The sequence below is a fragment of the Neorhizobium sp. P1_A6 genome, from assembly GCF_056406795.1.
The window spans coordinates 327094-341060 of the sequence record NZ_JBFTZM010000002.1; the positions used below are offsets into that span (position 1 = coordinate 327094).

Annotated in this window: 12 protein-coding genes; 11 read left to right on the plus strand and 1 reads right to left on the minus strand. The window is 62.4% G+C overall.

The features are described 5' to 3' along the window. Window positions 1-29 precede the first annotated feature (29 nt). The 7 genes from AC1D3C_RS05690 (at window position 30) to panB (ending at window position 6799) form a co-directional block, all read left to right on the plus strand. Complete coding sequence (locus tag AC1D3C_RS05690; RefSeq protein ID WP_040125015.1) at window positions 30-725, plus strand: GntR family transcriptional regulator; 696 nt, start codon at window positions 30-32, stop codon at window positions 723-725. A 106-nt stretch (window positions 726-831) separates the two neighbouring features. Next, window positions 832-2070: an ABC transporter substrate-binding protein gene (locus AC1D3C_RS05695; protein ID WP_477482177.1), complete on the plus strand. Its 1239-nt coding sequence runs from the start codon at window positions 832-834 to the stop codon at window positions 2068-2070. A gap of 74 nt (window positions 2071-2144) precedes the next feature. Further along, entirely contained in the window at window positions 2145-3050 is a 906-nt protein-coding gene (locus AC1D3C_RS05700; protein ID WP_244447568.1) for a carbohydrate ABC transporter permease, read from the plus strand. After that, window positions 3047-3898: a carbohydrate ABC transporter permease gene (locus AC1D3C_RS05705; RefSeq protein WP_477482178.1), complete on the plus strand. Its 852-nt coding sequence runs from the start codon at window positions 3047-3049 to the stop codon at window positions 3896-3898. Before AC1D3C_RS05700 ends, AC1D3C_RS05705 begins: the two co-directional genes overlap by 4 nt. A 10-nt stretch (window positions 3899-3908) precedes the next feature. Further along, the gene (locus AC1D3C_RS05710; RefSeq protein ID WP_477482179.1) at window positions 3909-5018 is read left to right on the plus strand and encodes an ABC transporter ATP-binding protein; all 1110 of its coding nucleotides are present in this window, start codon (window positions 3909-3911) and stop codon (window positions 5016-5018) included. A gap of 87 nt (window positions 5019-5105) precedes the next feature. Then, window positions 5106-5981: a pantoate--beta-alanine ligase gene (panC, locus tag AC1D3C_RS05715; protein ID WP_477482180.1), complete on the plus strand. Its 876-nt coding sequence runs from the start codon at window positions 5106-5108 to the stop codon at window positions 5979-5981. Beyond that, window positions 5978-6799, plus strand: coding sequence for a 3-methyl-2-oxobutanoate hydroxymethyltransferase (gene panB / locus AC1D3C_RS05720; protein ID WP_477482181.1), 822 nt, complete (start codon window positions 5978-5980; stop codon window positions 6797-6799). The genes panC and panB overlap by 4 nt, the downstream gene beginning before the upstream one ends. A 77-nt stretch (window positions 6800-6876) precedes the next feature. Here panB and AC1D3C_RS05725 read toward each other — a convergent pair whose 3' ends face one another. Beyond that, window positions 6877-7986, minus strand: a complete 1110-nt coding sequence (locus tag AC1D3C_RS05725; protein WP_477482182.1) for an NAD(P)/FAD-dependent oxidoreductase — start codon at window positions 7984-7986, stop codon at window positions 6877-6879. 214 nt (window positions 7987-8200) lie between these two features. On the opposite strand from AC1D3C_RS05725, the gene AC1D3C_RS05730 reads away from it, so the two are divergent. Genes AC1D3C_RS05730 through AC1D3C_RS05745 form a run of 4 tightly spaced genes read left to right on the plus strand, consistent with a single transcriptional unit; the run spans window position 8201 to window position 13964 of the window. Beyond that, window positions 8201-10285 (plus strand): hydantoinase/oxoprolinase family protein, encoded by a 2085-nt coding sequence (locus tag AC1D3C_RS05730; RefSeq protein WP_477482183.1) that lies wholly within the window; start codon window positions 8201-8203, stop codon window positions 10283-10285. A 6-nt stretch (window positions 10286-10291) separates the two neighbouring features. Beyond that, window positions 10292-12280, plus strand: a complete 1989-nt coding sequence (locus AC1D3C_RS05735; protein WP_477482184.1) for a hydantoinase B/oxoprolinase family protein — start codon at window positions 10292-10294, stop codon at window positions 12278-12280. After that, on the plus strand, window positions 12277-12600 hold the full coding sequence (locus AC1D3C_RS05740) for a (2Fe-2S)-binding protein (protein WP_477482185.1): 324 nt from the start codon (window positions 12277-12279) through the stop codon (window positions 12598-12600). Before AC1D3C_RS05735 ends, AC1D3C_RS05740 begins: the two co-directional genes overlap by 4 nt. Beyond that, the gene (locus tag AC1D3C_RS05745; RefSeq protein ID WP_477482186.1) at window positions 12597-13964 is read left to right on the plus strand and encodes an FAD/NAD(P)-dependent oxidoreductase; all 1368 of its coding nucleotides are present in this window, start codon (window positions 12597-12599) and stop codon (window positions 13962-13964) included. Before AC1D3C_RS05740 ends, AC1D3C_RS05745 begins: the two co-directional genes overlap by 4 nt. The last annotated feature ends 3 nt before the right edge of the window (window positions 13965-13967 follow it).

Below are 13967 nucleotides of genomic sequence, written 5' to 3' on the forward strand. Positions count from 1 at the left end.
ACTGATCTATCAATGGTATTATCGGACGTATGAAAAAATCGCAAGCGCGTAAGGGAAGATCAGCCGGCGTCGAACCCGCCGCGCCGCGGCTCAGCGACGTCGCCTATGAGCGGATCCTCGAGAGTCTGTTCGAACGAAAGGTTCCTGTGGGCGCATTCATCTCCCAGAGCGAGCTTTCGGAAATCGTCGGCGTGCCGGTCGCGCCGCTCCGCGACGCCCTGCGAATGCTTGAGGCCGAAGGCATTCTGACGATCCATCCGCGCTCCGGAATCCAGTTCGTTCGACCGGGTCTCGACCTGACGCGTGCGACATATCAGTTCCGCTCGATCATCGAGAGGTCGGCCGTGCGAGTCTTTGCCGAACAGGCGGAAGAGGAGTTGATGAACAGTCTGGAAGTCCGCCATTCCAGGCTTATGCGTAAACTGGAGAGAGATGGACTTACCGTCGATCATCTCGCGGAGATGGATCTCCTCGAGCTCGAGCTTCACGGCCAGATCGTCGCGGCACTGCGTAATCCGCTGATCGATACGGCCTATCGTAGAATGCACAACTACCTGCGTTTGCTGCGATTGGAACGGAAGGTCACGCCTCCGATCCTCATTCGGACATTGAAGGAGCATCTGGATATTCTGGAGGCATGTTCCACCAGGGATGCCGATGCCGCAGAGAAGGCGCTTCAGGCGCATTTCCAGGCAGCGATTCATCGAAATATGGGACTGGTTTGACCGGAACCGCGCGTCCAGTCGTCTTGGCCTTGCCGAGCCTTCGAAAGATTGCTATCTCTATCTGATCGATCAGATTTGCAATCTGATATGTGGGAGGATGGATTAGATGCAGATCACCAAACGTGAGTTTCTCGCCGCGACGGCCGCCCTGGCGCTGGCCGGCAACATTCGCTCCGCCAATGCGGCGACCGCGATAAATTACTGGCACCATTTCACGAGCCAATCGGAGATGGCCGGCCTGTTGAAAATCATCGAGCTGTTCGGCAAGGCTCACCCGGGCGTCACGGTCACGCAGGAAAGCATCCCGAACTCTGAATATATGGCGAAGGTTTCGTCCGCGGTCGTGGCCGGCGGCCGGCCGGATACCGGTATGGTCATCGCGGAACGCTTCGCCGACCTGACGGCGATGGGCGCATTGACGGACATTACCAAGCGGGTGAGTGCATGGAAGGGCAAGGCCAATCTGCCGGAAAACCGGTGGACCGGCATGTCCCAGGGCGGCGCCGTATATGCCGTTCCAGCTTATGCCTTCGTCGACTGGATGTACTACCGAAAGGACTATTTTGAGGAAGCGGGCCTGGCAGGCCCGCCGAAGACCTTGGATGAGTTCGTTACCGCCTGCAGGAAACTGACCAACCCCGCGAAAGGTCGCTATGCGTTCGGCATGCGAGGTGGCGCGGGGGCGTTCAAATACGTCATCGACATGATGGAGTCCTTCGGCTCTCCGATCGTGAAGGACGGGCAGGCGGCGATCGACAAGGCAGCCGCAGTCGAGGCCATCAGCTTCTATTCGAGCCTCTTTCTCAAGGAGAAGGTCGTTCCACCAAGCGCGCCCAACGACAGCTATCGCCAGATCATGGAAGGATTCCGCACCGGTCAGACCGCCATGGTCTGGCATCATACGGGATCGCTGATCGAAATCTCCGCTGCTCTCAAAGCGGGCGAACAGTTCGCCACGGCTCCCATGCCGGCGGGCCCGAAGGCCCATATTGCGCGTGTTGCGTATGCCGGCAACGGCATCATGAAGGACGACAATATCGACGCTGCCTGGGACTGGATCAGTTTCTGGGGTGAGACGGACGCGGCAGTCGCCCTGCTGGAAGCAACGGGCTATTTCCCCGCGTCGACGGCGGCGCTTGAGGATAAGCGGATCAAGTCCAATCCGGTCTATCAGGCCGCTTCAAAAACACTCGAGTTTGGTCGGCTGCCCAACAGTTTCGTCGGCGCTGCAGGGTGGTCGGAAAATGTCGTCAATCCCGCCTTCCAGTCGGTTCTGACTGGGCAGTTGACACCCGTGCAGGCCGTTGACCGCATGATCCAAGGGCTCGAAGCCGCGCTTCGTTAGTCAACCAGACGCGATGACCGTAACGTCGTCGCGTCCCAGAGGACGGCATGCGCCGCGATCACATGAAGTCAATCTTGCCACGTGGACCAATCACGCTGCTCGGAAACCTCTCCGAAACGCGGTATTGGGTCTACCTCCTGCTGTTTCCGAGCCTTGTCCTGCTTCTGCTGGTGGTCGCCTATCCGACGCTCTACGGCTTCGTCATCAGCGTGCGGGAAATGCGCCTCACCCGGCCCGGCCTTAACGGCTGGGTTGGGATGAAGCACTACGTCGCGATGATGTCGGATCGGGTCTTCTGGATTTCGTTGAAAAATACAGCGATCTGGGTGACGGCAGCTATCGCCATCGAAGTGACGCTCGGCTTCGTCGCGGCCGTGGCGCTCAACCGCAACCTTCCAGGTACGAAGTTATTCGGCGTGCTGATCCTGCTTCCCTATTTCCTGCCGAACGTGGTGGCCGGACATATGTGGGCTCTCTTGCTGGATCCACGGCTGGGCGTCATCAACGACCTGCTGGTAGGGATTGGGATATTGAGCACCTACAAGGCGTGGTTTGCCGATCCGGCCACCGCGTTGGCCGCGACTATTCTGGTCGAGGCGTGGCACGGTTTTCCGTTCTTCGCACTTCTGTTTCTCGCCGGATTGAAGGGCATCCCGGAGGACCTGTACAAAGCTGCGGCGGTCGATGGCGCAGGCCCCGTCCGTCAGTTTCGTCTGATCACGGTGCCCATGCTGAAGACGGTGATCGCCGCGGCCGTCATCCTGCGCGTGATCAGCCTCGTCAACTCGCCGGACCTGCTGCTCGTCTTGACCGGCGGAGGCCCCGGCAACGCCACGCAGGTCCTGTCGCTCTATGCGTTCCAGACTGCCTATCGCGAGTTCAATTTCGGGTATGCGGGCGCGCTTTCGGTCGTCATGTTCATCCTCCTCATGCTGTTTGCGACCATCTACATCAGGCTAACGCGCGTCACGAAGGAATGAGAATGCTCAAGACCAGCCGCAGCCGGCGCCTTGCGGGAGACATCCTGACCTATGCCGTGCTGACAACTCTGACGACGTTCTGCCTCGGGCCGATCCTCTGGATGTTTCTCACGTCCCTCAAGACGGAGGCGGACATCGTCACCTCGCATATGCAGTACATCCCCCGAACGGTCACCTTTCAAAACTATGTCGCCATCTGGACGCAATCGAACTTTCCGGTGCTGATTGCAAACAGCTTGGTGGTAACCACAATTACAGTGGTGATCTGCGTTCTGACCGGGACGCTCGCGGCTTATGCATTCGCGCGGCTGCCGTTCAAAGGCCGAGAGAAAATCATGCTCGGCTATCTGCTGGTGCGGATGTTCCCGGCCGTTATGGTGATCATCCCGCTCTACGTCATGATGCGGACCGTGGGCCTGGTCGACAGCCGCTTCGGATTGGCGCTTGCCTATACCAGCTTCCTGTTGCCGCTGTTTGCCTGGATGCTCAAGGGCTTTTTCGATGCCGCGCCGAAGGAGCTGGAAAGCGCTGCTCGGATCGATGGCTCCACACGACTTGGAGCCATGGTGCGCATCGTCTTGCCATTGGCGCGAAATGGTCTCGTCGCCAGTTCGGTATTCATCGCGATCGCTGCGTGGAACGAGTTCATTTTTGCGCTCATGTTGACGACCGGGCAGGGTTCCCGAACGTGGCCTGTCGGATTGCAACTGATGGTCGGCGAATTCCAGCTGCCGTGGGGAGTGCTGGCCGCCGGCGGCATACTCAGCATCCTGCCGGTGGTCGTCCTCTTCGCGATCGTTCAGCGCGCGATGGTCCAGGGTCTTACCGCAGGCGCGATCAAGGGTTGAGGAGAAAACGATGGCCACCCTTTCCATAAGCGGTATCCGCAAATCCTACGGGGCGCTCGATGTTCTCCACGGAATAGACGTCGATCTGGAAGACGGCGGCTTTCTGGTGCTGCTTGGACCCTCCGGATGCGGCAAGTCCACCTTGTTGAACATCATTGCCGGGCTCGACGAACCGTCGGCCGGGGATATCGCCATCGCGGGCCGGTCGGTCACGGCCCTGCCGCCGAAAGATCGGAACATCGCAATGGTGTTTCAGTCCTACGCGCTGTACCCGACGATGTCGGTCGAACGAAACATCGGCTTCGGGCTCGAAATGCGGGGCGTACCCGAGCAAGAGCGCAAGGCGGAAATTCGCAAAGCGGCGGAGATGCTTCAGATCGGGCACCTTCTCGATCGCCTTCCTGCAAATTTGTCCGGCGGCCAGAGGCAACGCGTTGCCATGGGGCGCGCGATCGTGCGCAATCCCGACCTTTTTCTCTTCGACGAACCGCTCTCGAACCTGGACGCGAAACTGCGCGTCGAGATGAGAACCGAGATAAAACGTCTTCATGAACGTCTTGGCACCAGCATCGTCTACGTCACCCACGACCAGATCGAAGCGATGACGCTGGCGACGAAGGTGGCCGTAATGAAGGGCGGTTATGTTCAGCAGCTTGCCGATCCTCGAACCATCTACGAACGCCCAGCCAACATGTTCGTCGCAGGGTTCATCGGTTCTCCGGCAATGAACTTCATTCGGGGGAAACTTCTTTCGGATGCTGACGGAACCCGGTTCACGAGCGAGGGAGTGCTCGTCGCGCTCAGCGGTCCCGGGATCGCGAATGGAACGCGAGAGTGCGTGTTCGGCGTCAGATCGGAGGAGCTCAAGGTCGTCGAGACAGAGGACGCTTTTCTTGAAGGAGTGATCGACGTCGTGGAGCCGACGGGTCCGGACACCATGGTCACGGCCATTATCGGCAACCAGGCTGTCATAGCCAGAGCTGAACCGCGGTTCAAGGGTCGAAGAGGCGACCAAATTCGGTTCAAAGTCGACCCTTCAAGCATCAATCTTTTCGACGCCGAAACTGAGGTTAGAATAGATATTGGCGATGGGCCTCCAGTCCGTATCGCGTCGGTCTAATCGGTTTTATCGAAAGGCCTGCATTGACGTCTAGCCGCGCTTGCTCTCTCTATCCGCGCCGATGTGATCGTGGCCAGGGAGGGCAACATGCGGTTCCTATCGAGCATTGAGGCGTTGCGCGCGGCACTTGCCGCAGCCAAGGCGAAAGGCGGGACGGTCGGCTTCGTTCCGACCATGGGTTATCTCCATGCCGGACATATGGAACTTGTCTCGCGAGCCCGCGCTGAAAACGAAATCGTTGTCGCATCGATTTTCGTGAACCCGCTTCAGTTCGGTCCGACGGAAGACCTCAGTCGATATCCGCGCGACCTGGAGCGCGACAGGGCGATGCTGGAGACAGCGGGCGTCGATATCCTGTTTGCGCCGGGCGTCGAGGATATATACCCGCGGCCCATGAAGACGGTGGTTGATGTGCCGGAGCTTGGATGCGAGCTCGAAGGCGCGGTTCGACCCGGGCATTTTGCGGGCGTGGCGACCGTCGTCAACAAGCTCTTCAATATCGTGCAGCCGAGGAACGCCTATTTCGGCGAAAAGGATTACCAGCAGGTCGTCATCATCAAACGGATGGTCGACGATCTCGCATTGCCGGTGCGCGTCGTTTCCGTGCCGACGGTTCGGGATGCGGATGGTCTCGCCCTGTCATCCCGCAACGTCTATCTCAGCGAGGAAGAAAGACGCGCTGCGGTCGTCGTCCCTCGCGCCCTGGACGAGGCGGAGCGTCTCGTCGCTCAGGGTCTCACGGACCCGCAGGTCCTTGAAGAAAAGCTTGTCGGCTTCATCAGCCGCGAGCCGCTCGCAAAACCGGAAGTCGTCGCGGTCAGGGATGCCTCCACGTTGCAGGCTATCGCGAAGATCGAGGATCCGGTGGTCGTTGCGCTGTTCGTGCGGGTCGGCACGACCAAGCTTCTCGACAACCGGGTGATTGCGAAAAAAACGATGTCTGGGACAGGAGAAGCGCGATGAGTGCCGCGGGCTGCTTAAAGCGCCTGACGCCCAGTCGGATCCGGGCGATGAAGGGTGGAGCGCCGATCGTCTGCCTGACCGCCTACACAACGCCGATGGCGCGGCTGCTGGATGAACACTGCGATCTTCTGCTTGTCGGGGATTCGCTCGGCATGGTCCTCTACGGCATGGAGAGCACCGTTTCGGTGACGCTCGACATGATGATCGCGCACGGCAAGGCGGTGATGCGCGGTGTCACGAGATCCTGCGTGGTCGTCGACATGCCCTTTGGCAGTTATCAGGAAACCAGGGAATTGGCCTATCGCAATGCCGTGCGCATTCTGCAGGAAACCGGCTGCGACGCGGTCAAACTCGAAGGTGGTGAAGAGATGGCCGAGACCATCGCTTTCCTGACCGCTCGCGGCATCCCGGTCCTTGGCCACATCGGCCTGATGCCGCAGCAGGTTCATACCGCAGGTGGCTACCGATCCGTCGGCCATTCGGACGAAGAAGTGGCGAAGATCCGGCGTGATGCCGAAGCCGTCGGCAACTCCGGAGCCTTTGCGGTGGTTATCGAGGGCACGGTCGAGACATTGGCTCGCGAGATGACGGCAGCTATCGCCGTTCCAACCATCGGAATCGGCGCATCGGTTGCTTGTGACGGCCAAATCCTCGTTTCGGACGACATGCTTGGGCTGTTCAACGACTTCACGCCGCGCTTCGTCAAGCGCTATGACGAGCTGGGCAAGAGGGTGGGGGCGGCGGCAGCAGCTTATGCGGGCGATGTTCGCTCCCGAGCGTTTCCCACGAAGGAGCATACGTTCAAGCGCCGGTCGTGATGGCACGCTTTGTTGAGCCGGAGAGCAAGGGAGCGGAGACGTATGACGGGTGGCTAACTTGGTCCTTGTCCCTCGTCCTACCTGGAAAACCGTTCTATCCGGAAGTCGTGGATGGGCGTCTCGGTCGCGCCGGTCGAGATCAATTCCGCCATCACGTCGCCGACGCCGGGGCCGAGCTGGAAGCCGTGGCCGCAAAATCCGAAGGCATGGAACAGCCCCGGCGTCGTTGCCGATCGTCCCATGACGGGAAGGCCGTCGCCGACATAACCTTCGCAGCCGGACCAGGTGCGGATCACCGAGACATTGGCAAGCGCCGGCAGGATCGGCAGGAGGGCGCGCAGCTGGCCGGGAAGCCTGGCGGGGTCGGCCTTGGCATGGCCGGTATCGAGCGAAACATCGGTACGTTCCGCGCCGCCACCGAAGACGATGTTTCCGCGTTCCACCTGGCGCAGGTAACCACCGCCGTGGTCATGCGCCCAGACACCGACGACCGGGAGGATGCGGTGCGGCAGCGGCTCGGTCACCCCCATCTGCRGCCCCTTCGCGACGATCGGGACGGCTTCGCCGAACTGTGCGGAGATCCGGGCGCCCCAGGCGCCGGCGGTGTTGAGGAGGCAAGCAGCGGCATGGACGCCGTTCGAGGTCTCTACCTCGAAGCCATAAGCGCTTCGCCGGATCGCTTTCACCTCCACGCTCTCGACGATCTTAGCACCGATACGTCTCGCGGCATCCGCGAAAGCCGGGGCGATCAGGCGCGGATTGCCGCTTCCGTCCTCCGAGGAAAAGGAGGCGGCGATCGCCTCAGGCCCGAGCCCCGGAAAACGTGCATGGAGCTCCGCCGCAGTAAGCTCCTCAAGGTTAAGACCCCAAGGTCTGGCGGCTGTCGCGAAGCTGCGCATCTCCTCGAGACCCGCCTGGCTGAACGCCAGCCGGACATGGCCGGTCGCCCGAAACTCGACGTCCCGGTCCAGCATCTCCGCCGCCTTGCCCCAAAGCGTCAGGGATCGCCGGGCGAGGGGAAGTTGTGGCAGGTAGCGGCCGCTGCGGCGGATATTGCCGAAGGAAGCGACCGTCGCGCCGCTGCCCACCCGGTTCCGCTCGATGAGCGTCACGCGCATCCCGCGCCGGGCGAGAAAATAGGTCGATGCGGCCCCCATCAGGCCGCCACCCAGCACGATCACATCCATAAGGCCATTTCCGCAATGTCTCTCATCCCTGCCACCATTCCGGTGCGGCCGGCCGGTGTCAAAGTCGAGGTTTTCATCGTCCCATAAGCCGGACCTATGGGACATCTTTGCCGAGGCATAAGCGGCACTTATGGGCAGCGGCTTTTTCGCTCTTGGACCGCCTTTGCCCATTCGTGCCAGCTTCATGACAAGCAGCAGGAAAGGATTGAGCGACATGGACAGTGCGGCCGCACCCGGCAAAGGCTCCCACGATCAGCAGGACTGGAAGATCGGCGTCGATATCGGCGGGACCTTCATCGATTTCTGTGCGCTGGAAACGCGATCGGGCCGGGTTGCCTCGCTCAAGGTTCTGACGACACCGGACGATCCGGGTGCGGAACTGATGACGGGACTGTCGCTTTTGGCCGAACGGGAAGGGCTCGAACCGGCAGCCGTCAGCCGTTTTGTCCATGGAACGACCGTCGGCATCAACACCGTGATCCAGCGTCGCGGCGTGTCGCTGGCGCTGATGACCAATGCCGGCTTCGAAGACGTCATCGAGCTGGCGCGGTTGCGGATGCCGGACGTCTATTCGCTGTTCTGCTCCCGGCCGGACCAGCTCATCGCCCGCGACATGATCTTCGGCATCCCAGCTCGCTTGCGGGCGGATGGCAGCGAGATCGAGACGCCGAATCTGGAGGCGGTTGCGGCAGCGGTGAGCAAGGCGAAGGCCAATGGCGCCGCCGGCATCATCGTCTCCTTCCTGCATTCTTGGCGCAACGACGCCCATGAAGCAGCGGTCAGCCGGGAAATCGCCCGGCTCGCCCCGGAGCTCTTCGTCTTCACGTCCTGCGAAGTCTGGCCGGTCATCCGCGAATACGAGCGGACCACCACCGCTATCCTCAACGGTTACGTCCATCCGCGCGTCTCCGGTTATCTGACCGCACTCGAGGAAAAGCTGTTGTCGCGTGGCGTCACGGCACCGGCGCTGCTGACCAAGTCGAATGGTGGCGTGATGAATGCCGACGAAGGCAAACGGTCCTGCGTGCAGATGCTGTTGTCCGGCACGGCCTCCGGTGTCATAGGCGCTGCCTGGCTCGCCCGTCGTGCCGGCGAAAAGCATATCCTTACCCTCGATATCGGCGGCACCTCGGCCGACTTTGCCCTGATCATCGACGGCGAACCGCAATTCGGCACCGGCGAGCTGGTCGGCGAGTTCCCGCTGCATATCCCGTCCGTCTCGGTCAGCTCGATCGGCATCGGCGGCGGTTCTATCGCCAGCGTCGACGCACAGGGCGTGTTGCGGGTCGGGCCGGAATCAGCCGGCTCGACACCTGGACCAGCCTGCTACGGACGCGGCGGAGAACAGACGACCGTGACCGATGCCATGGCCGTCTGCGGCTGGCTCGGTCACAGCCAGATGGCCTACGGGCAGCTACAGATCGACGTCGGGCTTGCCCGCGCGGCCGTCACGCGGCTGGCGGAAAAGATCGGCCGGACGGCGGAGGAGGCCGCCCAGGCCATCCTCGACGTCGCCATCTCGGAAATGTTCGTGGAGGTGGAGAAACTCGCATCGCGCGCCGGCGTCGATCTCAGGGAATTCACGCTGATGCCGTTCGGCGGCGGCGGCCCCATGCTCGGCGCGTTTCTCGCCCGCGAATTTCGTATGGCGAAGGTGATCGGCGCACCGCGCCCGGGTGTCGTCTCGGCGCTCGGGGGCCTGGTGGCTGATCTGCGCGGCGACTTCATCCGCACGGTGTTTACCCATCTCTCCGACGAGGCGGCACCACAATTGCGCGAGGCGCTGGACGCGCTTGCCGTCGAAGGACGCAACTGGCTTGCCAAGCAGGGGCATGCCGGCGCCGCGACGCTCAATGTCTCCGCCGACATGCGTTATGTCGGCCAAAGCTTCGAGATCGAAGTGCCGATCCAGCCAGCCTGGATCGCCGATGGTAAGCTCGGTTCGATCGAGGAAGCCTTCCATGCCATGCATGCCCGGCTCTACGATTTCCATGATCCGGACGGAGCGATCGAGATCGTCAACCTGCGTCTCTCGGCAATCGGGGCCGGCCCGGCACTGGAAATCCCGGTCGATGCCCAAGAGGACGGTGGGGCGGTGAACCCCGAGCGCGAGATCCCGGTCTTTACCGGCAAGAGCTTCGAGTGGATCGGCCTCTATCGGCGTGATCGCCTGCGTCCCGGCAGCCGCTTCGTCGGCCCGGCGGTCGTTGCCCAGGAAGATACGACCTTTGCGATCCCGAGCGGCACACATGTCGAGGTCGATCGTCACTTGAACCTGCATCTCACCTTTTCGGAGTAACGGCCCATGTTCGATCCCTTGAACCTTCAGGTGTTTGCCAATCACACCCGCGCTGCTGCCGAAAACATGGCTTATACGCTGCAGCGGACCGCGCATTCCGCCTTCGTCAAGGAGACGGAAGACTTCACGGTCATGCTGGTCAATCGCAGAGGCGAGACGTTCGGCGTGCCGATGGGATTGGGCGCGACCTGGTATCCGGGTCTCACCTATAGCCGCGCGATCGCGATGATCGACGACTACAAGCCCGGCGACGTGGCATTCACCAACGATCCCTATTCCTGCTTCGTGGCGACGCACGCGCCGGACACCCATCTGTGGAAACCGGTCTTCTACGATGGCGAGATCATCGCCTGGACCGGCGGTCACATCCACAATACCGACATGGGTGGCGCGGTGCCGGCCTCCCTGTCACGAGCATTGACGGAAATCCATCAGGAGGGCATCCGCTTCCCGCCGATGAAACTGGTCAACGAAGGTGTCTTCGACGAAGACATCCTCAAGATCATGACCACCAATGTCCGCAAGCCCGATCTCAATATAGGCGACATGAAAGCCCTGGTCGGGGCGCTCAACACGGGCGAACGCAAGATTCTCGGGATGGTCGAGAAATTCGGCAGGAAAGCCTTTCTTGAAGGTACCGAGGTCCTGCTCGACCACGCCGAAGCGCAGGCGCGCGATCTTCTGCGCGCGATGCCGGACGGGACCTGGGAATTCGTCGATTATGCCGACGAGGATTCGGTCGAAGCCAACCCGTGCCGTCTGAAGCTGACGCTGACGATCAGGGGCGACGAGGCAATCCTCGATTTCACCGGTTCCGACCCGCAGCTCGGCTCTTCGCTCAACGTCCCCTCGGGCGGCGACCCGCGCCATACGATGCTTCTGGTCGGCGTCTATTACGTACTTTACACGTTGAACCCGAAGATCCTCCTCAATACCGGCCTGACGAGACCGTTCTCCTGCATCACGCCAAAGGGCAGCGTGCTCAATCCGATCGCGCCGGCTGCCGTCGGCATGCGCTCGCTGACCTGCGCGCGGCTGCGCTCCGTCATATTCGGCGCTTTCTGCCAGGCCGTGCCTGAAAAGCTGCCGGCAGCACCGGCAGGCAACAACTGCATCGTCAACGTCATGACGACCGACGAACGGAACGGCCGCACCGTGATCGCCGCGGTCAATCCGGTGGTCGGCGGCGGCGGCGGCATGCCCCACCGCGATGGCACCAACGGCTCCGGCGCCGATGCCGCCTATCTCAAAAATACTCCGATCGAGATCACCGAGACGGAAGTGCCGATCGAGTTCGTCAAATATGGCCTGGCAAAGGACAGTGGCGGCGCCGGACGCTGGCGTGGTGGGTTAGCGACCGAAATGGCCTTCCGGGTTTTCTCGCCTGGCAGCCGTATCACCGCCCGGAACCGCGACCGCAGCTTCTTCCGCCCCTGGGGCACACTGGGCGGCAGGGCCGCCGGTCTGTCCGACATGGTTCTGAACCCGGGCCGTGACGACTTCCAGCGGCTCGGCAATATCGATACCGCGGTTCTGCAGCCAGGCGACGTCCTGGAGATCCGCTCAGCCGGCGGAGGCGGGCGCGGCAACCCCGTCGAGCGCGAGACCTGGCGCGTGGCGCGGGACGTCGCACGCGGCTATGTTTCTTCCGAGGCTGCCGAACATGATTATGGCGTTGTCATCCGCGACGGCATGGTGGACGAGGCTGAAACCGAAAAGGTGAGAGCCGCTCGGACCGCGCCGACCGGACACTTTCACTATGGCCCCGAGCGCGAAGGTTACGAGGCGCAATGGACGCCGGAGGCCTACGACCTGCTGACCGACCTGCTGCAGGGCCTTCCCATCCATTGGCGCTTCTTCACCAAGACGGAGATCTTCCGTCGGATGAAGGGGCGGGTCGGAGCCGAAGGCGTGGCCGCCGCGTTCGCGGATGTGCGCGCTCGCTTCACGAACATGCCAAACCCCGCCGAGGCGCGGAAAGAGGCTGCCGAATGACATCCGGATTGCAGCCTGCCGCTCTCGGGGGGCGAATTGTGCGCCTTGCCGAAAAGGGCAGGCCGCAGGTTCGGTTCCGGCTGGATGGCGCCGATTGCCAGGCACTGGCCGGCGACACGGTGCTCACCGCCGTCCTGGTCTGCGGACCTGCCGTGCGGCAGTCGGAATTCGGCCGGGAGAAATGGGCGGGCTTCTGTCTGATGGGAGCCTGCCAGGATTGCTGGATATGGCAGGAGGACGGCTGCCGGCTGCGGGCCTGTTCGACAATGGTCGCCGAGGGCATGCAATTGCGGACCGTGCCGCCGGAAACATGGCCATGACGGCACCGGGCGCTGAAAAGGTGGTGATCGTCGGCGCCGGCCCGGCCGGTATCCGCGCCGCAGAGCGTCTGGTGCAGGCCGGTGTCAAACCGATAGTCATTGACGAGGGCACCAAAGCGGGTGGCCAGATCTATCGGCGCCCGCCACGGGGCTTCGTGCGATCGCCGGAACAGCTCTATGGACCGGAAGCTCGCAAGGCCGTGGCGCTTCATACGGTGTTCGACCGCATGGTTGCCGCCGGACAGATCGACTATCATCCGCAAAGTTCGGTCCTGACGATCGCCGGCAATTTCCTGCAGGCGCTGACGCCGACCGGTCGCAGGGATTTCACCTACGACCGCCTGATCCTAGCCACCGGCGCCATGGATCGTCTGGCGCCGATTCCCGGCTGGCAGGCGCCGGGTGTCTACAGCCTCGGGGCGGCGCAGATCGCCCTGAAGGCGCAGGGCGTCGCCCTCGGCAGCCGGATCGTTCTTGCTGGTTCGGGGCCGCTGCTGACACTCGTCGCGACCCAGTTGCTGAAAACCGGCGCCAAAATCGCCGCGATCCTCGACACCTCCTCGATCAGCGACCAGGCAGCAGGTCTTCCGGGCATGCTGGCAAGGCCGGTCCTTGTCCTGCGTGGCCTGCTGATGCGGGCAAAGCTCGGTCGGCTTTATCATGCCGGCGTGACCTTGGACCGGATCGAAACCGACGAACGCGGCCCCGCCGGCCTGGGTTGGCGGGATGCTCGCGGCCGGTCGCATGTGACGGCATGCGACATGGTCGGCCTCGGCTGGCACCTGCGCGCCGAAACGCAGCTCGCAGGCCTGGCAGGCTGCACGTTCGACTACGACGAAAGCTGGTCGCAATGGTTGCCCCGGACCGACCGGATGGGCAGGGCGACAGAGGGACTTTATCTCGCCGGTGATGGCCTGAGAATTCTCGGCGCGGACGGGGCGGAGGTCGCCGGTCGGCTTGCCGCGACCGCCTGCCTTGCCGATATGGGTCTTCCTTCGGCGGACGCAACGTCGGATCTGCGCCGATTGCGCCGCTACGAACGTTTTGGCCGCGCCATTGCCCGCGCCTTTCCCTGGCCGGGCGAAATGGTCCGCGCCGTTCCGGACGAGACGGTCGTTTGCCGTTGCGAAGGGGTGACGGCAGGTCAGTTGCGCGAGAGCGTCGTTTACGGCGGTGGCGAAGCCAATCGGGTCAAATCGCTGGCGCGCGTCGGAATGGGCCGCTGCCAGGGGCGTTACTGTCACCTCGCCGGCGCCGAGCTGATCGCTGAAAAGGCCTGTATCAAGGTCTGTGATGCGGGCCGGCTCCGCGAACAGGCCCCCGCCAGACCCCTGCCGATCGGTGAATGGGTTCGCGACGCCTGACCG